The following is a 24761-nucleotide window of genomic DNA, read 5'->3' as shown; positions in this document are numbered from 1 at the left end:
ACCTGTAGGAGCTGCCGAAGGCTGCGATCTTTTGACCTTGACCTACATTTGAAGGAAGCCCTTCCACCGAACCACCCCCTCGGCTAAGGTGCGCGGCTTCTGCATTTTCACTTCGCCCAAAGGCCTGGCATGAACGACCAAACCCCCGATCCGCTGCACGGCGTCACCCTCGAACAGATCCTCAACGCACTGGTGACCCATTACGAATGGTCGGGGCTGGCCGAGCGCATCGATATTCGCTGCTTCAAGAGCGACCCGAGCATCAAGTCGAGCCTGACGTTCCTGCGTAAAACCCCGTGGGCGCGGGAGAAGGTCGAGCGTCTGTACGTGAAGCTGATGCGCACCAAGCGACCGCTTTGAGATGGACGCCGTGTGGCGACATCGCCTGATCACCTGCGCGGCCGTATTGGGCTGGGCGGGGTTGGGCATTCAGCTGTACCTGATTTTCTTCGCGCGCTTGAGTGTTGGCGCCAGCCTGTTGGGCGGGCTGGTGAGCTTTTTCAGTTACTTCACGATTTTGACCAATACGCTGGTGGCGACGGTGCTGACCTGTGCCGTGACCGCGCGCGAATCCGCTGCGCGCCGCTGGTTTTTGCAGCCGTGGGTCAGCAGTGGGATTGCCGTGAGCATTGCTGTGGTCGGACTGGCCTACAGCATTTTGCTGCGGCATTTGTGGCATCCCGAAGGTTGGCAATTTGTCGCCGATGAACTGCTGCACGACGTGATGCCGCTGCTGTTTCTGGGCTATTGGTGGGCGTGCGTGCCCAAGGGCACTTTGCGCTGGTGGCATCTGCCGGTGTGGCTGATTTATCCGCTGGCGTATTTCATCTACGCGTTGTTGCGCGGGCATTTGCTCGGCGCGTATGCATATCCGTTTATTGACGTGGCGGTGTTGGGTTATCCACAGGTGCTGATCAATGCCGGGGGGATATTGCTGGGGTTTGTGGTGATTGGCTTGGTGGTCATTGGTCTCGACCGCTGGAGATTTGCACGAAGTTAAAGCACTTGTAGGAGCTGCCGCAGGCTGCGATCTTTTGACTTTGCTTTTTCAAAAACAAGATCAAAAGATCGCAGCCTGCGGCAGCTCCTACAAGGGATATCACTCTTCTTCAGGAGTGCCTTCGGCGCGCCAGTAACCGACCGCTTTGATGAGCTGCTCATCGAGCCCATGCTCATCAATCAGCACCCGGCGAATCTGCCGCGAGACTTTCGTTTCGGTCGCCACCCACGCATACAGATTGCCCTTGGGCACCTGCAATTGCTTCACCGTCGCCAGCAGGTTGTCCTTGCTGCCTTCGCGCAACACCCAGATCACATTGACCTGCGCCGGACTCTCCAGCACTTGCTGCTCGGCGCCGTTCTCCACTTCGATCACCACCAGCGCCTTGCGATTGGCCGCCAGGCCTTCGAGGCGGCGGGCGATGGCGGGCAGGGCAGTTTCATCGCCGATCAGCAAATAGCTGTCGAAGATGTCCGGCACGATCATCGAGCCGCGCGGGCCACCGATGTGCAGGAATTGCCCGGGTTGCGCTTGCTCGGCCCAGGTCGACGCCGGGCCGTCACCGTGCAGAACAAAATCGATGTCCAGTTCCAGCGCATCGAGGTCGTAACGACGCGGGGTGTAGTCGCGCATTTCCGGCATCGGCCCGTTGTCCTTGCCAGCGCCGAGCACCATGGTCTCCAGCGCGGCCGTTTGTTCGGCGTTCTGCGGGAACAGCAGCTTGACGTGATCGTCCGTGCCCAGGCTGACGAACCCGGCCAGCTCCGGCCCGCCGAGGGTGATACGGCGCATGCGCGGGGTCAGGTCGACCACGCGCAAGACTTCAAGCTTGCGGCGTTTGATTTCGTGCATCACGCGGTGAATGGTTTGGGTATCGACTGCGGTCATTCGGCTTTCTCCTGGGCAAATTGAACGGCAGGGCCGTCGACAATGGCTTTGGCGGTGTCGTTGAGCAGGTCACGCACGCGCAGGATTTCGTCGGCGCTCCAGCGCCCGTGGTGCATTTGCAAGGCATGGCGCAGGTTATGCACGGCTTCATGGATTTCTGGTGGGCGATCATGGCCTCGCAGCGAGCGTTTACTGACTTCGATGCGCATGCGCACACCGTCCAGTGCCACGGCTTGTTCAGTTAAAGACAGACGCCCGGCGTCGGTGACGCTGTAGCGTTTTTTACCGCCTTCGGCGTCACCGGCAACCAGGTCGCTTTCTTCCAGAAAGGTCAGGGTCGGGTAAATCACACCGGGGCTCGGGCTGTAGGCGCCATCGAACATGCCTTCAATCTGGCGGATCAGGTCATAGCCGTGGCACGGCTGTTCGGCAATCAGCGCCAGCAGTAATAATTTCAGGTCGCCTGGAGCGAACACGCGGGGGCCGCGACCGCCGCGTTCGCGGCCGGGGCGTTTCTCGAAGCCGTCACGAGCGTCGCCGTGTTCGCGGTGGGGGGCATGATGGTCTCTCATTTTTTCCTTCTCTCTCGTCGTGTTTAGATACAACTTAAGATATATCTTTAGGCCTGCGCAAGGCTTTCTGACCGACGGCTGCCTTCCATCAATCGAATTTTCAGGCATCCCTGCGCGCGAATGATCAAAAAAAAGCGGTATTAAATCGCCCGCTAAAAGTGCAGTTTAGTGCTAACTCTCTAATAGCCGATGACGGCCTTTATTATCAGGAGAGTGTGGTATCGGTCTTACGGAAGTTGCTTTAAAAGTTGGCGCGCCAAGACAGATTGCTGGCGCGCTGTAGTCTCTCTCTTACAGTTGAACTTGAATTTTTCAGAAATTAACGGTTTTTTCTTTCTGGGGTGATGGCCGCCAGGCTACAAGTTCCTCGGAAGTTGCCTGCTTACTTTAAATATGAATTGCTTGATGATTGTCTGGCGTTGCAAGTTGAGGGTGGACACACCTCGTTCGTGAACGTTTCGTTCGCCAGACACTTTCAATGAATAAACCAATTTATATATGACAGGTATTGAATGATGCTCAAGAAACTCGCTTTTGCCGCTCCTCTGACCGTACTGGCCATGACTGCTTCCATCGCGTTCGCCGCCACCGAAGCAAAACATTCGATCAGTCTGGTTGCGCATGTGCCTGCCGACGATTTCTATGCGGTACCGGTCGATGCCGATCTGGTCAACAAGGATCAGGACATGAGCTACAACCCGTCGACTGCTTCGATGCGTGAGGTCAATGGTCATTTCGACGTGCTGCACACGGCCGGCAAGGTCCACGCTCGCTTGGAAAGCGTGCCGAAGCTTATCGCCGGCAGCCAGAGTATCGATCTCAAGGTCGAACTCAATGGCAAGACGCTGACCACCACGTCCCAGGAAGTGGTCGGTGATGCAGAGTCCAATACACGCTACCGCGCACCGTTCAAAATCAGTGCGCCAGGCGCCAAGCCAACCGCTGGCGATTACACCGGCGTGGTCATGCTGGTCGTAGAACCTTCGGTTTGATCGCTACAGGCAGCAACTAACGCTTACTTGTCCAAGTAACGTAACCGGCCGGCAACTTGTCTGTTGTCCGGTCGGGCTTTTACTTTCCGGTAACCAGAGTATTCGTTCATGTTTCCGATGACGCCCATCGCGGCTGCGCTTGCGTTGCTGTCATGCACCAGCGTACTGGCGGCGCCCGCACCAGTTGATAACACCCCACGAAGCTTACTGGCGCAGGCAAAAGGTTTGCCGGCAGACTTTGAAGAGCACTTTTTTGATGTTCCATTGGCGGTTCGGGTGGCACTTGATAGACAGCCGTTGGGCGAGGCAATGATTGTCTTGTCGCGCGATGATCGTATTACCTTGCTCGACTTTACCGACACCAGCGACAGTCGTTTCAGCGCCAGTGAGCGTGAAACCTGGGCGAGCATTCTCAAACCCGGAGTCGCCTTGGGGGCGTGTAGCGGACAATGCCCCGAGCAATTGCTGGCGGTGCATTACAACCTGGAAAACTCCTTGCTCTCGATTGCCACGGAAAATGCCGAGCGCGATCTGCAGACCCAGCGCTTTCACGATCAGCCCGAGGGCGGCAGCAGTGGACTGATCCTGCGCAACCAACTCAACTTCAACGGCGGTCAGGACCAGGATCCGGGTGGCCGGCTAGGCTTGGAGGCCAGTGGCAGCCTCGGTAACTGGAGTCAGACCTTCAACATGCAATTGGCGCGTCTCGGCGGGCCGGACGACAAGACCTATCACGCAATACATGAGCTTTATACCCAGCGCGAACTGCAGGGCAGTTTTTTCCGCTTGGGTTATTTCACCCCCAATTCCGAAGGCCTGACCCGTCAACCGCGTTCATTCGGTACCAGTCCCGACACGGCGGTGGGCGTTATGTACGGCAGTTCCGACAGCCTTGCGGTGGACAGTCCCCGGCCAAGTGTTTATCCGATCTATGTCACGGCCAACCGGCAGGCGTCAGTGGAAATCTATCGCGATGGCCTGCTGATCAATACCCAGGCGGTTCCCGCAGGCCTGCAGACACTTGATACCCGGCCCCTGCCTGGCGGTATCTACGAAGTGGAAGTGCGTTTGATCGAAGACGGTCAGACGACCTCGACCACTCAGGAGCTGATCTACAAACCCGTCAACTGGAGCAACCTCGACGACCGCTGGCGCTACAACCTGTTTGCCGGCCAGGAAAGCAAACTGCTCAGTAACTGGGAAGAGCAGGACAGCGGCGACATGACCGCCGGCGCCTCGATCAATTATCTGCTGCATCCGCGGGTGATTCTCGGACTGTCGGCGCGCCAGGTACGCGCAAAACTGCAATACGGCAGCTCGATCGACTGGAGTGTCGCGGACAACACCAGCTTTTACGCCAATCTTTATCAGACCGAGGATCACGGCACCGGCGTTGATTTGCAGGGGTTATACAACTACGGCGCCGGGAGCCTGGTGATCAGCCACAATCGCAGTTGGCTCGACACCCGCAATACCTACGACACGCTGCCCGACGGTACGCGTGTACGCCAACGCAACGTCTTCACCGGTGAGACCAGCAATTCGTCGCTGTCGCTCAGTCACCGGATCAGCCGCAAAAACTCGCTGAGTGCGCGGGTGTCCCATAGCGAGGGCAATGTTGAAGGTGTCGGCGCCGATCTGGGCTGGTCGCAGCGTACCGAGCTATTCGGCAGCGACGCCAATTGGCGGCTGTCGTTGTTTGATCGACCGGGCAGTTACAGCAGTGGCGATGCACGCAATCGCGGCGTCGACCTTAGTGTCAGCATGGCGTTGGGCGGGGCAGGCCAGCAAATATCCGGCAGCATCGGCAGCCGCACCGCGCGCGATGGCAGCCGTGACAACAATGCCTCGGTGGGTTATCGCAAGGACCTGCAAGACCATGTACTGCAAAGTGTGTCGGTGACGGCGCTGACCGACACTTATGGTGTCGGCCTGGCCAGCCTGGCGAACTTTCGCACCGACACGGTCAATGGCGACGGCTTCCTGCAGCGCTCGTCTTACAACGGCAACTTCACCGGTGGGGTAAACCTCGACAGCACCGTGGTGATTGGCGCCCGACAGCTGTTGATGACCAGCCAGCACCATGGGCGCGGCGCGGGCATGATCGTCGATGTCGAGTCGGACATTGCCGGCATATCCCTGCGCGCCGACGATCTCAGTGGCGGCAGCGCGGCTCTGCACCCCGGACGCAACTTCATCCCGCTTACAGCCTATCGAAACAGCTCGGTGAACTTTGACTTTGAGGGCAATCACGTTCCGGCGGCGAGTATCGAACCGTCGCGCACCCGCTATCACCTGAACAAGGGTGGCGTGGAGTACCGCAAGGTGCGCGTGATGAAAACCCTGACCGTACTTGGTCGCCTCGTCGACCCACAAGGACGGCCGCTCAAAGGGCATCACGTGATCAACCACGCCAGTCGTGGGGTCAGCGAAGTCGACGGCTTTTTCTCGATGGAAATGCACGCCGGCTCGCCAACCCTGCAAGTGCGCTACGCCGACCAGTTGTTGTGTCAATTCCGTCTCGACACCGACAAGCACCGCAGTGAAAACAACGTGCTGATGATCGGCGATCTGCGCTGCTCGCCGGACACGTTGGCCGAGGCCAGCATCAGTCAGCAGAAGGCCGGCTGATGACTCCAGTATTGATCCTTCACAGAGTGCAATCATGACCCTGAATATTTTTTCGCCGCGATGGCGGTACAGTGGCTCACTGCTGGGGTTACTGGCGATGTTGACATCACCTTCGGCGGGAGCGGTGACCCAGGAAATCAAGGCGTTGTTCACGCCTGACTCCTCCAATCCGCAACGTAATGAGTTCGTCAACAAGACGCCGCCCAGTGGTTACTGTGAGTACTACCCCGATATATGTGCCAGGAGCAATATTTTCAGTATCCGCCTGATGACACGCGTCGAGTCGAACAAAGCCATGCAGGCCAATGCTGATTCACGTAACAGTGCCATGTTCAAGGCGCCGGCAGGGTGGCGGTCGTTGTTGGTCACGAATGTGGATACCGGAGACGTCAAGCGTGTCGAAGTACGTATTGCTGGCATCAGTTCCAATTATGAGTTGAGTGATACAGCTGCCAAATTAACCGGCGCCTCGAACGCAGAGGATGGGCACACTGCGTTATGGAAAGGCTCGAGCTGGGTGAATCCGGCACCTCCCTGTCAAACCACCGGGGTCGGTTTTTTTTCGGAGAAAACCTACGCTTTTTTCTGGTTAACCCCAAACGAAAGCCCCTGCGTGAAAGTCGCCAACTTTCCAATCCCTGCCATGAGCTACACCTATCTGGATTTTGCCTACGAACTGCGTACGCCAAATCCATTGGACATGTCGTCGGGGAATTACACCGGGAGCTTGAGTTATCGCCTTGGCCCTGGGGCAGACTTCGACTTCGGCGACGTCATGATTCCGAATGACCCTGAATTGACCCTCGATTTCAATCTTGAGGTTCAGCACACCCTGAAAGTCGAAATCCCCCCCGGTGGCGAGAAAATCCAGCTGGTGCCGGCCGGTGGCTGGCAAAGCTGGCTGCACGCCGGTCGGCGGCCGGTGAGCCTGTTCCGCGATCAGACTTTCAACATCTCGGCGTCGTCGCACTTCAAGATGCGAATAGGGTGCGGACCTGGAATTAATGACGAATGCGCGCTGGAGGATTCCGACGTGAACCGACGGGTCGAACTGTTCGTTTTTGTCAGCCTGCCCAATGGCATCACCGACCTTTCCGGCCAACCGGTGAGGCGCTTGCGACTGAGGCCGGGTGCGGGGAATGAGCTGTATTTCAAACCCGGCTTCTATGTGGATCGGGCACCAGGAACCCTGCATTTCGAAGTACCTGCGCATTCCATGGCAAACATGCTGCGGCCCGGTGAAGGCCGAGGCGGCAGTTACTCAGGTGTTGTCGTGGTGATCTGGGATTCGGATATCTGAGGGCGCGAGCTACGAACAGGCTGGCCACCGTCCGTGGCCGATGTTCGCCGTGCGAGTCAGTTTTACAGGGCGTTTTGGCGTGAAGACTTGCACAGGGATTCAGCGGTGGTTGTTACGTTCTTTCCTGCTGCTGCTCAGTCTTCATCACCGTGACAGGGGCTCGGAAGTCCGACAGGTGAAGCTTGCGTTGTGTTCAATGTAAAGAGGTTTATGGCTATGAAACGATTGTTGCTGATGATGGGTTTGAGCAGTTTTTCCCTGGCCGTGTCGGCCGGGCCGCAGATCAACGTCGGTACGGTGTACGACTACCTCGACGGCGATAAAAGCACCTACCTGAAACGGGTGTTCAACAGCGGTGACAGCACTGCATTCGTTAAGGTCAACATCCTCGAAATCGTCTATGAGGCCGACGGTACGTCGCGGGAAATCGAGGTCAGAAACCAGGCGGACATGGCCAGTCGTGATGGCCTGATGGCCAGCCCCGCACGGCTGATCGTGCCGGCCAATGGCATGCAGGGCACACGCCTTCTGCTGATGGGCGCGCGTGACACCGAGCGCTATTTCCGTGTGCGCTTCATCCCGGTGGTGCCGGAAAAGGAAGATGAATTCGCAGTCTCCGCCGAAGAGCGTGACGAATACAAAAACAACTTGTCTGCCGGGGTCAACGTCATGACCGGTTTCGGTACGGTGTTCTTTGTGCGCCCGAAAAACAGCCGCTTCGACAGCGTGATCGAAGATGCGCCAACGACGTATCGAGTGCGTAACAACGGCAACACTGTGGTGGTGGTCGATGAGTTTCGCAATTGTGCCCTGAAGGACGAAAACGCCTGCGAGCCGACCACCAAACACCACATCCGCGCTGGTAACAGTTTCGAATTCGACAAGAAGCCCGGACGCGAATATCGCTTCAATCTGGTCGAGGGCGACAGCAAAAAGACTTTGCGCGTCGCCGGCAACTCATCACGGGATGACCTGAGATGATCAAGCAATCGTTCATTGCCTTGTGCGCGGGCGTTCTGACGTTGTTCAGTGCCGGGCTATTTGCGGCGCGCGAGGAGCACCGGTTCCAGGTGTCGGTGGACATTCCGACGCTGGGTTTTTACGTCATACCGGCCGAGACGGACTGGATTCATCGCGCGCAGATTCTGCCGTGGAATGTCAGTACGAAAACCCTGGGCGGCGTGCGCAAGCACTTTGATGTCAGGCACGACACCAGTGCAATCGAGGCCCGGCTGGACAGTGAACCCTTCCTGTCCAATGGTCGCGACGAGCAAAACATCTATTTGCGTGTCAGCTTTGCCGGTACCGTGCTGACTCATGCGACGCCGCGTCAGGTGCTTTCCGCCGAGCAGGCCAGGGCCGGAGGGCGTTACGTGCTGGATATTCAGCCGATCGTGCCCGCCGGTGGCTACAAACCGGGAAATTATTACGGCAACGTGCACCTGATATTCAATGCGGCGGCGCCCTGAGTTCGCAGGTCTGTCCGGTTTCAATGAACAGACCCAGGACTTTTACGTCGGAATCAAAGTCCGGCGCGCTTCAATGCTTCACGGGTCAAACGTCGCGCGAGCTCCTTTTCGTCATCGCCCAGATCGATCAGTAAACGGTCGAATACCGCGTCGCTGATGGGGGCTTCGTCAAACACCACGGTCGGCGGCACCGATAATTCGTTGATCAATGCGTTGAGTTGCTCCCGAAGCGTTGCGCGATCGTCGTCCGAGGTTGATTCAACCCATTGGCGCTGGGTTTCGCGCAGGCTTTCAAGCCGCTCATATCTGGCTTGATACAGACGTTTATTGCTTTCGCTGCGCACCGGGTATTTGTCGCTCAGGTATTGCGTCCAGAAATCGAGTTCGAGCATCGCGTTTACCAGGCCGTCACCTTCACCCAGCGCCAGTACGGTGTCATACGCCTGATCAATCATCGCGTCCGAGACGCCGGACACCTGTCGGTAAAGCATGCCTTCGGACTGCCAGGGCAGACCGAGGCGTTTGGCCAGTCCCGTCTGATACGCCAGGTAGATTTCAACGTCATCGGGGTTGCCGCCACGGCTCGCGACGTCGGCCCGGGCAATCTCGTTGACATGCTCCAGTCGCGCCGCACCTTTTGCCAGTGTCACCAGTTTCAGCTCAAGCTCTGCCGGACCGATGGAGTAGGCACGTGCTTCGAAAGCCAGGACGTTGATGCCCATATGGTTGAACAGCTGCGCTCCGGCATCGGCGCAGTCAACCGGTGCGACCACCATGGTGAAGAGTTTTTCCCGCAGACGAGTGTCAACGTGCACGGCGTCGAGCATGCGCCAGACGCGTTGCATCAGTTGATCGCGAACGGCCCCTCCGGCGCGGTAATCGGCAAAGTCCCGAACACTGAGCAAGGTCGCCATGAACGGCTGGGCGGCGGGCTCTTCGACCAGTTCGGCCCAAGGTGTCTCGCGGTTTACGCCCCAGCCTGGAACGTCGCCCCAGTAATCGGCGCCGTAGGTCGAGACGATCGAGGTGTTTTCCGCATGACCAAGCGGTATGAGAGGCTCGGGAGGCAGGGCCATCGAGCGACGGTGTGCCTGATAGCGCAACTGGTTGATTTCCGACAACCCGGCGACGTCGAGTCGCGTGCGTGCCACCAGCCATTGCGCATCGGACCCCGTCGCGACTTCAGGCAATCGGGAAAGCGGATTGTCGCGCAAGTCGAGGAGAAAACCACGCGGGCGGGGCTTGGCCAGCGTTCCTTCGGGCCAGGCGGTCAGCCCGGTATTTCTCAGTGTGATCACCTTGAGGCGAGGCATGCGTGTGAGGTCGGGCGACAAATTCAATGGATTGTTGTCAAGTTTCAACACTTCCAGATAAGTCAGGCTGCGCAGGCGCGCGACGGCGGCGGGATCCAGGACGATCTGGTTATCGCTCAAGCGAAGGCGCTCGAGCCGACGCACCGAAGAACCTATCTGGTCTGGCAAACGTGTCAGGCCACAACCTTTGGCACTGAGCTCGATCAGGTGCGGGAAGTCTTTGAGCAGGCTGGACGGGTCAGTGGCAAACCGTGTGTTGTCGAGTTTCAGCACGGTGACTTTGTCGAGGAATTTCTTCAAAACCGGCCGCTTTGCCCACCAGGTCTGCAGGTCCAGTGGCAGCATTTCCCGCGAGAGGTCGAGGGTGTAAGACGTGGGATCTGCGCGGTTGCCGAGGTCCTCATTCTTGCGTTCGAAACAGTCGAGCAGACGCTCATAAATATGCAGCCCGCCATCGTCGCGAAAGCTCTGACTATGCGGCCCCCAGGTCTCCGGTTGCTGGTAACGCCAGCGATGAACGATATTGCGCAGCTCATCGAGATCCTTTGCCTGAGTTTCAATGGCTTTGAGCGGTTCGCCTTGCTCGGTCAGGGCTTCAGCAAATACGTTGACTTCATGCGGGCTGAAATGCGGGTGCAGATCCTCGATGCGCTCCTGCAGGGTGACGGCATTTTTGGTCAAGCCTGCGCCACGCACCAGAAACAATGTGTCGTATTCAGCCACCGGGCGTATCGGTGGGTTGGCGAGCAGCGTGCGGCGCTCACTCAGCGCCGTGGTCTTGGCGAGAATCCACTGTTTGAAGGGTTCAATCTCGCTCGGCCGGTAACCCAGGACACTGCCGCCGTCCTTGTCGATGGCGTGAAGGATCGATTCATACAGACCACTCGTGTCGTGGATGGGACGATTTTCGCCATCGCGCACTTGGTAGCGGTCTGTCGCGAGCCGCACCAGCACTCGAACCTGTTCGGCTGAATCGCTACCGGCGCTGCAGCGTAACTCGCCATCGAAAGCGCCATCACGGATCTCGATCCGCAGGGCTCCAAAAGTGTCGCTGTAGTGGCGCAAGGTCCCGAGAATCAGACGCTCGCTGTCGACGTTGCTCAGCGTTTCGAGCTGCAAGCCCTGGGCGGCCCTGACCGATTGCAGTTCGAATTGCACCTCGCGCGCCAATGTTCTCAAGCGCAGCGGCAAACGACGGCGCAGGGCAATCTGCTGCAACTCCATCGGCCGCGCCTGGGTAATGACACGTTCTGCAAGGACGGACGTGAGTTGCGGACAATCCACCAACACTTGTCGGGCGGGTAGCGACGGTGCTGGTGCGACCTCATCTGGCGCCATACCCAGGTGTATCAGGGTGTCGAGCAACAAGGGCGGAGGTGGAGTGTTTTCAACATGCATGCGACGCAGCGTGTTCTCTTCGGTGCCGGTAAACAGACGAATCTGTTCCAGTTGCGTATCGCTTGAACCTTCAGTGCCATGGACGACCCGGCGCATCAGTTGCGTAGCGGACCACTGTCGCGGGTTTTCCGTTTCGCAGACCCAGGCGCCACGGGCGTTGTGCACGAGAGCAGGCGAGTAGGCGCGGGGCCGCTGCGGGTGGCGAATGCGATGCTGGCCGGTAAGCCGATCCTGCTTTACTTCAAACAGATGCTTATCGAGCCGCAGCAGCTGTTTGTCGCCCACCGAATGCAACCCTTGTGCATCGGGCGTTACGGTTGTCGGCAGGGCCTGATCGGGCAAGCGATAGGGCGTCAGGTCAGGATTCCACAAGCGCGTCTGGCCGTCCGCCAGTTGCACCGGCTTCATGCCCTCGATGAACGGCGACAACTTGAACCGGGCGACATGACCGAGGGTGGCTCCGGCGGCGAAGGCGCCCAACTGAACAACGCTTTCGAGTATGCCGATCGCTTGCTCACCCGCCTCGGCAAAGTGTCCTTCGGCCATATCCACCACTCCTTCGAATGCGCCATCAAGCAATTGATAGGTGGTGTAAGCCAGCATCAGCTCGCCCACAAAGGGTACGAACGGTGTTACCACCAGCAGTGCTACGTTGAAAATGTCCGAGAGCAGTTTCTCCAGATTGTCCCACCAGGCCCAGCGCGCCATTTGATCGGCGTAGGCGGTGGAAATCGCAATCTCTGCAGCGTCACCAAGGATTTTGTTGAGCTTTTGGCGATACAGATAACCCCATAGATCACCGTTGAAACGAGTCTCGCGATCATCCCGGAACCGCAACAGGCTGAATTGCAGATTGGGGTTGTCCACCGGTGTATCGCGCCAGCTCGGTGCGTTGGAACCTGGCGATGCGGGTTGCCATTTAACCCGGCTCAGGCGGTCGTTCAAACGTGAAAAGAAATGCCCACGCTGTTGCTGATTGACGAACTGGCTGAAGAACGTCTGATAGCTTGCCGGCGAGGACTTGTTGCGCAATTGCCGGGTGAGCTCGCTCATGAATTCGAGCGCCGAGGCGTATTGCTTGAACGGATGTTCAGGGTCGTGGGGAACGTAGGCAATTATCGGGACAGGAGCTTTCGCGCTGCCTGCATCAGGGATGATGAGGACAATCCCGGTCAACGTCACGTCCATCAGGGCAAGGTTGTAATAATCGACCGGTTGACCGTTCCATTGCAGGTTGCGGCGGTCATCCAGCATGCCTTTGACAACGTGGTAGGCATCCTCGCTGAGGTCTTTTTTAATCAGCGCCATACGGGCGGCAACATTCATCGCGGACTTTTGGCTGAGCACGACTTTGTGCCGTAAAACCTGCTTTGCAACGCCATCGGACGGCAGTAGAAATGCATGCAAATGCTTTTCGTAGCGAGCACCGAGATCCAGTTCCCGACACAGTGACTTGAATTGTTCGACCGTCAGTTTGTGTTTAAGTGGCTTAACGCTGAAATGCCCATTGGCGTCAGGGCGAGTGATGAACTCCGAGTCCTTGCTGAAGACTTCGTTACGGGAAAAATTATGCAGCGCAGCATCCAGCAGAGAGACGGTGCGGCTTTTCGTTCCGGCAGCGAAGTCATGCGTCCACCATGATGTATTCACTGGCGCATACAAGCGCAGCCAGGTGTGCTCGACGTCATCCTCGACAGCAAAGCGCTGCTTAAGTGCCTCCTGCAACAAGGGTTTGGCAAAGGCGTAGACGTCTTGCAGGTTGCTCAGTGCGCTATCGACGCCGTTCTGGCTTTTCCAGGCCAGTTGCAGGTCGTTTTTCAGACGCTGGTGATCCCGGGTCGAAGCCTCTCGATGCCACTGTGCAAGGGTCGCGCGGGTATTTTTCAACTGCTTGATGCGCGCCGCATTACTGCTCAGCAGCCAGGCTGGAAGGGCTTTTTCGATTGTCTCGTAATGAACGCTGGCATCGGCAGGCGCCAGCGTTGAGGGTGCGGGCGGTCGTCCAGGCAAGGGAATGAGGGGCATTGAGGTGATCGTCCTTGATCAGAATGGGACAATCAGACTAGGCAACAACACTCACCTGAAAAAGCGCAAAAAACTGTTTGGAACTGCACTGAATTCGATGTCTGGCGTCGAAAATCAAGGTGTGAAAAATACAATGTTATCGCCTCGGCGCAAGCGTTCTGTGCATCAACGCGCTGCGGTGACCTCCGGCGTCTGGCACATCGTGTGCGTGCCTGGTTGCAAGTACGGTGACAGGATCGGCGCCATACCCTTGAGCACCTGCACCGGCAGTGCCGAGGTGAATTTGAAGTTTTCCGCCGAGCGCCCAGGCACGAAGGCGGTCAACGTGCCGAAATGATTGTTGCCGATGTAGAACACAAAAGTCGCAGTGCGGTTGATGGATTTCGAGCTGAGGATGCGTCCGCCGGAACCTATGGCTTCGATGCGGTTGTCACCCGTCCCGGTCTTGCCACCCATGACCAGTGGCGTGCCGTCGGCGATTTTGAAACTGCCAGAAACACGTTTCGCCGTGCCTGAATCCACCACTTGCGAGAGCGCCTCGCGCATGGCCGTGGCGACTTCCGATGGCATCACTCGTTTGCCGACGTGGGGGTCGTTGGTCAAGCGTGTTTCGTACGGGGTGTCTGCGGCAAAGTGCAGGCTGTCGATACGCAGCGTCGGCATGCGTACGCCGTCGTTGAGGATGGTGCCGATCAGTTCGGCCAATGCCGCAGGGCGATCGCCAGAGCTACCGATCGCAGTCGCCAGCGATGGTACGAGATGGTCAAACGGATAGCCGACCTTTTGCCAGCGCTGGTGAATTTCCAGGAACGCTTCGATCTCGAGCATGGTGCGGATACGACTGTCGCGGGCGCCTTTGTGCTTGCTCTTGAACAGCCAGCTGTAGACTTCCTGACGCTCGAACTGGCTGGCCTTGACGATTTGGCTGAACGTCGCGTCGGGGTTGTGAAGCAAGTAGCCCATCAACCACAGGTCGAGAGGGTGAACCTTGGCGATGAAGCCTTGATCCGGCAGGTCGTAGCTGCCGGGGCCATAGGAATCGTAGAGACGGATAAGGCGATCGTCGGTAAGTTTTTCATTGAGCCTGGCGCCTTTGAGGTGCGCGCGCACGAAGGTATTGAAGTCTTCCTGGCTGGCATCGGGCAACAGATAACGGTGCACGGCGGCCATGCGGATCGGCGTTGGACGCATGCTGTCGAGGAATGTATCAAGCCGTGCCTGGGTGTCCTTGTTTTTGTATTTCTTCCAGAATTTGAGCAGGAACGAGGTGCCTTCGCGGTCGGCGAAACTGGCCAGGTATTCCTGACGGCGCGGGTCACGATCATCCTTGAGCAATTCGGCGCTGCTGTTGGGGCCGGAGTAGGTGACGTAGCGCACCACATCGCGCATCAGGCGAATGAACGGCAAATTGATCGATTCACGAAGCGCATCGCGCAGCGTCGGTATGCGACCGTTGTCCTCCTTGCGAAAGTTGTGAAACACGTGCAAACCGCCACCGGTGAAAAACGCCTCGCCAGGGCTGGCGGAATATTTGCGATCCAGCGCCGCGCCGAGCATTTTCGACAGGTCGCGATCCTTGTTTTGCACCAGGTAATCGATGACCCACTGGCTCAGGCGATCCTGATCGGGGATTTCGACTTTCTTCAGCTCCGGTACCGACATGCCGCCATATTTGTCGTGCAGTTCGGAGATGATTTGCAGATAAGTGGTCAGCACCCGCATCTTCGCCGTTGAGCCGAGTTCCAGCTTGCTGCCTTCGTTGATGTCGAACGGCTGGTCGGTACTGTCAGTCTGGATGCGCACCCGCGAGCCGTCCGGGGTCAGCTCGAACAGGGTGAAACTGTAACGCACCTGGGTCGTGCTGGTCGGGGTGAGCAGGCGCTCGCCCATCAAGCCGATCTGCGCGGCGAAGGCCGGGTCGGCAAGTTTTTTCAGGTACTCGGTGGCCTGGGTCTGCAAGTCGCCTTGCAAGGTACTGGTGGCCGACAGATCGAGGCGGTCCAGGTCGTACAGCGGTCGGTTGAGCATGCTCGCCAGACGGCTGCGGGCGACGCTGATGCCTTTATTGGTTTCGATAGGCTGGATGGTCGGTTGGGTCTGCCAGTCGCGGTAGGTGACTTTGCTGGCCAGTGCTGCATCGGCCACTGCGGCATCGATCACGCCGTTCTGCTTGAGCAGGCGCAAGTGGCTATCGGTGAGGTCGGCAAGTTCTTCACGGCCCTTGGTCAGGTAATGTGAAGGGCGCCGCTGGGCGATCATCAGCGAGAGCATTTCGCGCAAGGCCAGGCCTTTGTCGGCCATGGATTGCGGATCGGTAGCCGGGCTGTTCAGTTGCTCGTTGGCCTTGGTGAAATCACTGCCGTACCAGACCCGCAAGCCTTCCGCCATGCCGTGCACTTCACCGTGCCCCGGCACCGCCGACAATGGCACGCTATTGAGGTAATCGCGGACGATGTTCTGCCGTGCGCCGAGGGTTTGCGGGCCAGGCTGATAGGCGCGCACGCTGGCGGAAATCATCTGGCGGATTTTCTCCGCACCGGACACCGTCAGACCCTCCGGTGAGTGGCGGTATTTTTCCAGTTGCGGCGCCCGCGCACTGCCGCCAGCCGACTGACCGGGCAGGTGCAGTAATTTCGCCACCTGCGACCACGCGGCCAAGCCGAAGCGGGGCCAATCCACTGCCGGATTGGCGCGGGGCTGTTTGGGGGCGAGCAGGAAGCGGTTTTCAATGAACAACAGACTGCTGACGACCACGGGTGGTATCGCCGCGAAGCTGGGATACAGCTGCTGCGGATAGTTGTATTTGTATAGCGGCGCAGCGCGGCAATCAGTGATGGTCAGGCCAGCCTGGATTTTTTCCGAATACGGCACGAACAGACCTTTGTCGGTGTAGCTGAGCAAGGCCGGAGAAAAACGCGTTTGCTCGCTGATCACGTAACTGCGCTTGAGCAGGCGCGGCAGGAATTCATCGAGAGAGCTGTAGCCCAGACGTAAATCGAACGGACCATTGCCGGGGTAACGGATCGCTTCACTGGGACCTGGTTCCAGCTTGTAGGTCAGCGAAGAAGCGTACTTGCTGACTTCAGCGGACTGGAAGCGCGAGGTGCGCATTTCTTTGGACGCAGCCAGTCCTGCCACGATCGCGATAATCAACAGCAACAACCAGAATGCCTTCCAGCCATGCCGAGGGCGGCGTGGTTTATCGGGGACAGGCGCTTGATCCACACGTTCAGTCGGAACCACGGTTTTACTCGAATCGGTTTGCCACAAAGCGCCCATAGTCGATTGATCCATCCACACAGATTGATCGGACTTGTCTGAAGCTTAGACGGTGGTTGGCGCTGGTGAAAAAATTGTGAAGGGTTGGGGGTGGGGAAGTGCTGAACAAATCTGGAAGTCGAGCAGATGGCTTTGAGGTTTGGAGATTTGTGGCGAGGGGATTTATCCCCGTTCGGCTGCGTAGCAGACGCAAAACCAGTCACCGCGGTGTGTCAGAAAATCTGCAGTGACTGGTTTTGGGACCGCTTCGCAGCCCATCGGGGATAAATCCCCTCACCACAGGAGCAATGTGAGTCAGAGAGTTCTGAGTTAGAGCCGTTGCAGGATCAATTGCACTTAGGCAGGGGCATGACGGTGCACCAATGCTGTGCAATACTCGCCGCCTTTTTCAGCGGTGAAAATTCCTGCGAAACCCAGGGAATGCCTCTCCGTAAACCGGGCTTTTGCCGAGAGTTGTCGCTGAATGTTGTGGTTTATAGAGTGAAAAATCCTGCCCAAGGCTTTTTATACTGCACGCCCCGCTGATCTTGCAGGTTTTGTCCTACAAGACGCGTCTGCCCACGAGGCAAGCGCGGTTTCACAGCAGCCAAGGCTTATCGGTCGAGGCTTCGACACTCGGTGGTCATATCCAATAACAAGACGAGGTTGCACCCCCATGCCAGTCGGCAATCACCTGCCTCACGGCGAAACCGCTCAGGGCGGTCCGCTCAAACGCGAACTCGGCGAACGGCATATTCGCTTGATGGCGCTCGGCGCCTGTATCGGTGTCGGTCTGTTTCTAGGCTCGGCCAAGGCCATCGAAATGGCCGGCCCGGCGATCATGATTTCCTACATCCTTGGTGGCCTGGCGATCCTGGTAATCATGCGCGCCCTCGGCGAGATGGCTGTGCACAACCCGGTGGCCGGTTCGTTCAGCCGTTACGCGCAAGACTATCTCGGCCCGTTGGCCGGCTTCCTCACTGGCTGGAACTACTGGTTCCTGTGGCTGGTGACCTGCGTCGCGGAAATCACTGCGGTGGCGGTGTACATGGGCATCTGGTTCCCCGATGTACCGCGCTGGATCTGGGCCCTCGCGGCGCTGGTCAGCATGGGTTCGATCAACCTGATCGCGGTGAAGGCCTTCGGTGAGTTCGAATTCTGGTTTGCCCTGATCAAGATCGTCACGATCATCGCCATGGTCATTGGCGGGGTCGGCATTATTGCTTTCGGCTTCGGCAATGACGGCGTGGCGCTGGGCATCTCCAACCTGTGGGCCCATGGCGGCTTCATGCCCAACGGCGTGACCGGTGTGCTGATGTCCTTGCAAATGGTCATGTTCGCCTACCTCGGCGTCGAGATGATCGGCCTGACCGCCGGTGAAGCCAAGAACCCGCAGAAGACCATTCCCGATGCGATCGGCTCGGTGTTCTGGCGGATTCTGCTGTTCTACGTCGGTGCGTTGTTCGTGATCCTTTCGATCTATCCGTGGAATGAAATCGGCACCCAGGGCAGCCCGTTTGTGATGCCCTTCGAACGTCTGGGCATCAAGACCGCCGCCGGCATCATCAACTTCGTGGTGATCACCGCCGCGCTGTCGTCGTGCAACGGCGGCATTTTCAGCACCGGGCGCATGCTCTATAGCCTGGCGCAGAACGGCCAGGCGCCGGCCGGTTTCGCCAAAACCTCCAACAACGGTGTGCCGCGTCGTGCGCTGCTGTTGTCGATCGCGGTATTGCTCCTGGGCGTAATGCTCAACTATCTGGTGCCGGAAAAAGTCTTCGTCTGGGTGACTTCGATTGCCACCTTCGGTGCGATCTGGACCTGGGTGATGATCCTGCTGGCTCAGCTGAAATTCCGCAAAGGCCTGAGCGCCAGCGAGCGTGCCGGCCTCAAATACAAGATGTGGCTGTACCCGGTGAGCTCGTACTTCGCACTGGCATTTCTGGTGCTGGTGGTCGGCCTGATGGCGTACTTCCCGGACACCCGCGTGGCGCTGTATATCGGCCCGGCGTTCCTGGTCCTGCTGACGGTGTTGTTCTATGTGTTCAAGTTGCAACCGACCGGTGATTCGCAAGTTGCGGCGCGCTCGGCTTCGTAAGTTGTAGACGCTGAAATCAAAGCCCCGGTCGCAAGGTCGGGGCTTTTTTGTGGGCGAGCCGTACTGTTTTTTCGCTTTGTACTGTTTCGCAACCGTGAGGTATGAAGCGCCAGCCTGTCGAACAGACTGACGCTTTTCAGCTTATGCTGCGGCGATTTCGTTTGGCTCGAAACTGTCCGCCCGCGCCATCTGCCACATCCGCGAATAAAATTCGCCGTTCACCTCTCCAGTGAGCAACTCCCCCGGTTTGAGGAACACGTGCAGCTGCGAGAACAGTTTGATTTCAGTCGCCGACATGCGCCGCACCAGATGTTTGGCCGACAGTTGCGATGGATGTTCAAGACCTGCGGCGGCCAGCATTTCCGCCAAGGCTTTCAATGTGCTGCGATGGAAATTGAACACACGCTGCGCTTTGTCCGGAACCACCAGCGCACGCTGGCGCAAAGCGTCCTGAGTGGCAACGCCGGTCGGGCATTTGTTGGTGTGGCAGCTTTGTGACTGGATGCAGCCGATCGCGAACATGAAGCCGCGTGCGGAGTTGGCCCAGTCTGCGCCGATGGCCAGCACGCTGGCGATGTCGAAGGCACTGACGATCTTGCCGCTGGCGCCGAGCTTGATCTTGTCGCGCAGATTCAGGCCGACCAGGGTGTTGTGCACGAACAGCAGGCCTTCGCGCATCGGTACGCCGATGTGGTCGGTGAACTCCACCGGTGCGGCGCCGGTGCCGCCTTCCTTGCCGTCGACGACAATGAAATCCGGAAGGATGCCGGTTTCCAGCATGGCCTTGGCGATGCCCATGAATTCCCACGGATGGCCGAGGCAGAACTTGAAACCCACCGGTTTGCCGCCAGACAGTTCACGCAGTTGCTGGATGAAATGCATCATCTCGATCGGCGTGGAAAACGCGCTGTGGCGTGACGGCGACACACAGTCTTCGCCCATCATGATGCCGCGTGTCTCGGCGATTTCCCTGGTGACTTTATGCTTGGGCAGGATGCCGCCGTGGCCGGGTTTGGCACCCTGGCTCATCTTGATTTCGATCATTCGCACTTGTGGATTCTGTGCCTGGGTGGCGAAGCGTTCCGGGTCGAAACGGCCATCGCTGGTGCGGCAACCGAAGTAGCCGCTGCCCAGTTCCCAGGTCAGGTCGCCGCCGTGTTCGCGGTGATACGGGCTGATGCTGCCTTCGCCGGTATCGTGGGCGAAATTGCCGAGTTTCGCGCCTTGGTTGAGTGCACGGATCGCGTTGGCACTGAGCGAGCCGAAGCTCATCGCCGAGATGTTGAACACCGATGCCGAGTACGGCTGCGTGCATTGCGGACCGCCGACGGTGACGCGGAAACTGCTCGGATCGCTCAGCGGCGCCGGGCGCATCGAGTGGCCGATGAATTCAAAGCCCGCCTGGTAGACATCGATCAGTGTGCCGAAGGGCTTGTCGGCGCTTTCGTTTTTCGCGCGCGAATAGACCAGCGAGCGCTGGGCTCGGGAGAAGGGCAAGGCGTCGCTGTCGGATTCGAGCAAGTATTGGCGGATCTCGGGGCGGATGCCTTCAACCAGATAGCGGATGTTGCCGAGGATCGGGTAGTTGCGTCGCACTGCGTGGGGGCTTTGCAACAGGTCGAACACGCCGAGCAGGCTCAGCACGCCGGTGACGACGGTGATCGGCCACAGCCAGTCATGTTCGAGAAAAGGCAGGCTGGCGAGGGTGAAAATCACGCAGACGGCAAAGAAGGCGTAGCGGCTCAGGAGTGACAGGCTCATACGGTTTCCTTGGTTCGGACTCGGAATAATCAGCGAAGATTGAGGGATAAACACATTCCCCTGTAGGAGTGAGCCTGCTCGCGATAGCGGTATATCAGCTACAAATGATTTGACTGACCCGACGCTATCGCGAGCAGGCTCACTCCTACATAGAGAAACTTCACCAAACGATCAGGCGTTTTGCGCCTGAAGAAAAATCGAAAACAGCTCGGACTGGGATTTGATTCCCAGCTTGCTGTACATGTGTTTCTTATGAACTTTCACGGTTTCTACGGAGATTTCCAGCTTACGGGCGATTTCTTTACTGGAGCAACCGCTGAGCATCAGGCGGCCTACATCCAGCTCGCGGGCGGTCAGTTGCGCGCCCTTGAGTTGCTGCACCGACGCTTCCAGTTGCACGCGCCAGTCTGCCTGCGCAGGTGCGGCGGCGAGCGCCACGGTTTCGTTGATTTCATAGGGTAGCCGCTGGCGTAGCAGGCCGAGCACCCACGGCTGAATCAGTGACAGCAGGGCGATCTGCTCAGAGGTAAAACGCTGTTCGCTGCCCAGCGACAGGCACAACGTGCGCTCGCCTTCGAGCTGGCAATTGAACTGGATTTCGTCGGCCACGACATTCAGACGAAAGTATCGCTGGTAATACTCGGTCAGCTCGAAATGCTCCGGGGCGACCTCCGACAGGCGATACAAACCGGTGCGCGATTGCTCGCGGCAGGCAATGTAAAACGGGTCGAGCAGATACAGACCGCGCAAATAATCCTGAAACAACTGATCAGGACTGCCGTCCTCACCGGGGCATTCGGCAAAGACCTGCGGGTGCTGATCGGCACTGAACAGCAGCGCGACCCAGCTATCGAACGGCACGTACTGATCCAGCAGGCGCACCAGTTGCGCCCAGAAATTCGGTTTGTCGAGCGCGTCGATCAGTTGTCCGACGGCGCGGTGCCAGGTGATGTCGTCAAACGAAAGTGCCATGCAACTACCCCTATCGGGTTACCCCGGCCGCGTGATTCCCTGGCCGGCTGCTTGCTGCGCATACTGGCCCACAGACAGCCACCGGGCAATCTTTCAGCGCCCGACGCTCATAACAAGGAATTCTCATGAAAGTCGAACTCGCCCAACTGGCGGGCCGTGACAATGCCACGGCATACAACCTCGAACGCGCCTTGGCGGCGATTGCCGCGTGCGCTGCCGATACGCAACTGATCGTGTTCCCGGAAACCCACTTGATGGGCTTCCCGACCGCGGAGACTGTCGCGCAAACCGCCGAGCCGGTCGATGGACCGACCGTCAGCGCAGTGCTGGCGGCGGTTCGCGAGCGCAATATCGGTGTGGGAATCGGCATGGCCGAGAACGACAACGGGCGCTTCTTCAACACCACGTTGTTGATCACGCCTGAAGGCATCGCCCTGAAATACCGCAAGACGCATCTGTGGGCGTCGGATCGCGGTGTGTTCGAGGCCGGCGACCGCTACGCCACCTGCGAGTGGAACGGGGTGCGTGTCGGCCTGTTGATCTGCTACGACATCGAGTTCCCGGAAACCGCGCGTGCCCTGGCGCAACTGGGCGTCGAGTTGCTTGTCGTGACCAACGGCAACATGGACCCGTACGCGCCGACGCGCCGCACCGCGATCATGGCCCGCGCGCAAGAGAATCAGGCCTTTGCGTTGATGGTCAACCGCGTGGAGGCGGGGGATGACGGTTTGGTGTTTGCAGGTGGCAGTGCGCTGGTCGATCCGCTGGGGACGTTGCTGTTCGAGGCCGGACGGGAAGAAGGGCAGTTCAGTGTTGAGCTGGATTTCGACCGGTTAGAGATTGCACGCAGGGATTATCGCTATCTCGATGATCAGCGTTTGAAGTTGCCGGGGGAGGTGGAGGAGCGTGGCGATGGTGTTCGTGAGTTGTTGATTCCACGCCGTTGACCGATGCCCTCACCCTAACCCTCTCCCAGGAGGAGAGGGGACTGACCGAGTTGATTGTCCGAGGTACGCCTACCTGAAATACCGAGTCGCACTCAGGTTTTACCCGATCGTTCCCACGCTCTGCGTGGGAATGCAGCCCGGGACGCTCCGCGTCCCAAGAGCGGACGCAGAGCGTCCATTGAGGCATTCCCACGCAGAGCGTGGGAACGATCAGACACCAGAACAATAAAACACACCCGAAAACATTCGCCGAACCCGGCTCTGCCATAAATCCAATAAAATTCGGAGTAAGTCGCTCATGGCTCGTTTGCAACGCACCCTGTCATTAGGGTCGGTGGTGCTGTTCGGCATCGCCTATATGACGCCGATCATTGTCCTCGGCACCTTTGGCATCCTCGCTCAATCCACCGCCGGCATGGTGCCCGCCGCCTATCTGACGGCGCTGGTGGCGATGTTCTTCACCGCCATGAGCTACGGGCGCATGGCTGCCGCATTCCCGGTCGCCGGTTCCGCTTACAGCTACGTGCGCAAGGCGATCAGCCCGAAACTCGGCTTCATCGCTGGTTGGGCGGTGCTGCTCGACTACCTGTTCCTGCCGATGGCGATCTGGCTGATCGGCGCAGCCTATCTGGCGTCGGCGTTCCCCTCGATTCCGCAGTGGATCTGGGTGCTGGCGTTCATCGGCATCACCAGTACGATCAACATCGTCGGCCTGAAACTGGCCAACGGCATCAACGCCTTGTTGATGCTGGTGCAGTTCCTCGTACTGATCGCGTTCGTCGCGCTCTGCGTGCACTACATCGGCGGCGATGCGAGCACGCCGCTGTGGTCGAGCAAGCCGTTCTTCAACGGCGACATGCAGATGCCACTGATCATGAGCGGCGCGGCGATTGCCTGTTATTCGTTCCTGGGTTTTGACGCGGTCAGCACGCTGACGGAAGAAACCCGTGATCCGCGACGCACCATTCCCCGGGCGATCATGTTGATCACCTTGATCGGCGGATTGATCTTTGTGAGCGTGTCGTACTTTGTGCAGATCGCGCATCCGTCGTTGCAGTTCGACAGTGTCGACTCGGCAGCTTACGAGATTGCCCGCAATATTGGCGGCGATCTGTTCGTGTCGATTTTCCTCATCGGTCTGATCGTCGGCCAATTCGCCTCCGGTCTTTCCGCCCAGGCCAGCGGTTCACGACTGTTGTTCGCCATGGGCCGCGACGGGGTGCTACCGAAGTCGTTTTTCGGCACCCTGCACGCGCGCTTCGGTACGCCGGTCAACAGCATCCTGCTCTGTGCGGTGGTGGCGTTACTGGCGCTGAAACTCGACGTGACCACGTCTACCTCATTCATCAATTTCGGCGCGTTCCTCGCGTTCAGCCTGGTCAACCTGTCGGTGATCTTCCATTACTGGATCGCTGGCGAGAACAAAGGCCCGCGTGAGCTGGTGCTGTTTCTGATCTTCCCGTTCATCGGTCTGGTCGCGGACTTGTGGCTGATGGTCAGCCTCGATCATCTGGCGCTCTATCTGGGGCTGAGCTGGCTGGCCATTGGCGTGGTGTATCTGGCGATACTCACCGGCGGCTTCCGTCGCCAGCCTCCGGAAATGGATTTCCAGGAAGCGACCTGAGATCGTCGGCAACCGCTTTGCGCACAAACGGCAGGCATGTGATGCTTGCCGTTTTTACGCCAAGGCTTTCTCTGTCATGTCGACTTTTTCCGCACAAACGCCTGCCCTGATCCGCATTGCCGCCGCGCTGTTGCTTAACACTGACGGCCAGACACTGTTGGTGCGCAAGCGCGGCACTACGGCATTCATGCAGCCGGGTGGCAAGATCGAAGCGCACGAGTTGCCGGTGCATGCGCTGGCACGTGAACTGGGAGAGGAATTGGGTCTGCAGATCGATCCGGCGCAAGCGACGTTTCTCGGCCAGTTTTCCGCCCCCGCCGCCAACGAGCCGGGATTCGTTGTACAAGCAGAGATCTTCCAACTGACCATCGATGCTGAGGTCACACCGGCAGCAGAAATCGAAGAGGTGATCTGGGTCGATCCTGCCACTGATCCAGCCGTCGAGCTGGCGCCATTGACACGCGACCTGATCCTGCCGTTTTATCGCCAATCATTGACGGCCATCGCCTGATC

At 58.5% G+C, this 24761-nt stretch carries 17 protein-coding genes; 11 read left to right on the top strand and 6 right to left on the bottom strand.

Annotated features, from left to right (window positions below):
• Positions 1-129: 129 nt before the first annotated feature.
• Both AK821_RS23265 and AK821_RS23260 read left to right on the top strand, forming a co-directional pair.
• Positions 130-360 carry a VF530 family DNA-binding protein gene (locus AK821_RS23265; RefSeq protein ID WP_008088485.1) on the top strand — a complete coding sequence of 77 codons (231 nt, stop codon included), beginning with the start codon at positions 130-132 and terminating at the stop codon, positions 358-360.
• A 1-nt stretch (position 361) separates the two neighbouring features.
• Entirely contained in the window at positions 362-1000 is a 639-nt protein-coding gene (locus tag AK821_RS23260) for a Pr6Pr family membrane protein (protein WP_064392025.1), read from the top strand.
• Positions 1001-1099: 99 nt separating this feature from the next.
• Here the strand turns inward: AK821_RS23260 and AK821_RS23255 are convergent, their stop codons facing one another.
• Entirely contained in the window at positions 1100-1888 is a 789-nt protein-coding gene (locus AK821_RS23255; protein ID WP_064392023.1) for a siderophore-interacting protein, read from the bottom strand.
• Positions 1885-2460, bottom strand: coding sequence for a PadR family transcriptional regulator (locus AK821_RS23250; RefSeq protein WP_064392020.1), 576 nt, complete (start codon positions 2458-2460; stop codon positions 1885-1887). Before AK821_RS23250 ends, AK821_RS23255 begins: the two co-directional genes overlap by 4 nt.
• Before the next feature lie 515 nt (positions 2461-2975).
• Between AK821_RS23250 and AK821_RS23245 the strand changes: the two genes are divergently transcribed.
• The 5 genes from AK821_RS23245 (at position 2976) to AK821_RS23225 (ending at position 8852) form a co-directional block, all read left to right on the top strand.
• Positions 2976-3452: a CS1 type fimbrial major subunit gene (locus AK821_RS23245; protein WP_177330975.1), complete on the top strand. Its 477-nt coding sequence runs from the start codon at positions 2976-2978 to the stop codon at positions 3450-3452.
• A 108-nt stretch (positions 3453-3560) separates the two neighbouring features.
• On the top strand, positions 3561-6083 hold the full coding sequence (locus tag AK821_RS23240; protein WP_064392017.1) for a CS1-pili formation C-terminal domain-containing protein: 2523 nt from the start codon (positions 3561-3563) through the stop codon (positions 6081-6083).
• A 34-nt stretch (positions 6084-6117) separates the two neighbouring features.
• Entirely contained in the window at positions 6118-7383 is a 1266-nt protein-coding gene (locus tag AK821_RS23235; protein WP_064392015.1) for a hypothetical protein, read from the top strand.
• A gap of 216 nt (positions 7384-7599) precedes the next feature.
• Positions 7600-8364, top strand: a complete 765-nt coding sequence (locus AK821_RS23230; RefSeq protein WP_064392013.1) for a pilus assembly protein — start codon at positions 7600-7602, stop codon at positions 8362-8364.
• Positions 8361-8852 (top strand): CS1 type fimbrial major subunit, encoded by a 492-nt coding sequence (locus tag AK821_RS23225; protein WP_064392011.1) that lies wholly within the window; start codon positions 8361-8363, stop codon positions 8850-8852. Before AK821_RS23230 ends, AK821_RS23225 begins: the two co-directional genes overlap by 4 nt.
• 53 nt (positions 8853-8905) lie before the next feature.
• Here the strand turns inward: AK821_RS23225 and AK821_RS23220 are convergent, their stop codons facing one another.
• Both AK821_RS23220 and AK821_RS23215 read right to left on the bottom strand, forming a co-directional pair.
• A complete protein-coding gene (locus AK821_RS23220) occupies positions 8906-13588 on the bottom strand; it encodes a dermonecrotic toxin domain-containing protein (RefSeq protein WP_064392010.1) in 4683 nt (1560 codons plus the stop codon).
• Between the two features lie 165 nt (positions 13589-13753).
• Positions 13754-16867, bottom strand: coding sequence for a transglycosylase domain-containing protein (locus AK821_RS23215; protein ID WP_064392008.1), 3114 nt, complete (start codon positions 16865-16867; stop codon positions 13754-13756).
• 655 nt (positions 16868-17522) lie between these two features.
• Between AK821_RS23215 and AK821_RS23210 the strand changes: the two genes are divergently transcribed.
• Positions 17523-18944, top strand: a complete 1422-nt coding sequence (locus AK821_RS23210) for an amino acid permease (protein WP_064392006.1) — start codon at positions 17523-17525, stop codon at positions 18942-18944.
• A 141-nt stretch (positions 18945-19085) separates the two neighbouring features.
• Here the strand turns inward: AK821_RS23210 and AK821_RS23205 are convergent, their stop codons facing one another.
• A complete protein-coding gene (locus AK821_RS23205) occupies positions 19086-20705 on the bottom strand; it encodes an FMN-binding glutamate synthase family protein (RefSeq protein WP_064392004.1) in 1620 nt (539 codons plus the stop codon).
• A gap of 171 nt (positions 20706-20876) precedes the next feature.
• Positions 20877-21677 carry a helix-turn-helix transcriptional regulator gene (locus AK821_RS23200; protein ID WP_064392003.1) on the bottom strand — a complete coding sequence of 267 codons (801 nt, stop codon included), beginning with the start codon at positions 21675-21677 and terminating at the stop codon, positions 20877-20879.
• A 125-nt stretch (positions 21678-21802) separates the two neighbouring features.
• On the opposite strand from AK821_RS23200, the gene AK821_RS23195 reads away from it, so the two are divergent.
• From AK821_RS23195 to AK821_RS23185, 3 genes are all read left to right on the top strand, one after another.
• The gene (locus tag AK821_RS23195) at positions 21803-22624 is read left to right on the top strand and encodes a carbon-nitrogen hydrolase family protein (protein WP_064392001.1); all 822 of its coding nucleotides are present in this window, start codon (positions 21803-21805) and stop codon (positions 22622-22624) included.
• 298 nt (positions 22625-22922) lie between these two features.
• Positions 22923-24248: an APC family permease gene (locus AK821_RS23190; protein ID WP_064391999.1), complete on the top strand. Its 1326-nt coding sequence runs from the start codon at positions 22923-22925 to the stop codon at positions 24246-24248.
• A gap of 76 nt (positions 24249-24324) precedes the next feature.
• A complete protein-coding gene (locus AK821_RS23185; RefSeq protein ID WP_064391997.1) occupies positions 24325-24759 on the top strand; it encodes an NUDIX hydrolase in 435 nt (144 codons plus the stop codon).
• Positions 24760-24761 lie beyond the last annotated feature (2 nt).

It is taken from the genome of Pseudomonas sp. RIT-PI-r (assembly GCF_001297015.1).
GTDB lineage: Bacteria > Pseudomonadota > Gammaproteobacteria > Pseudomonadales > Pseudomonadaceae > Aquipseudomonas.
The sequence above is the reverse complement of the archived record's forward strand: the minus strand, read 5'-3'. Positions and strand labels throughout refer to the sequence as shown.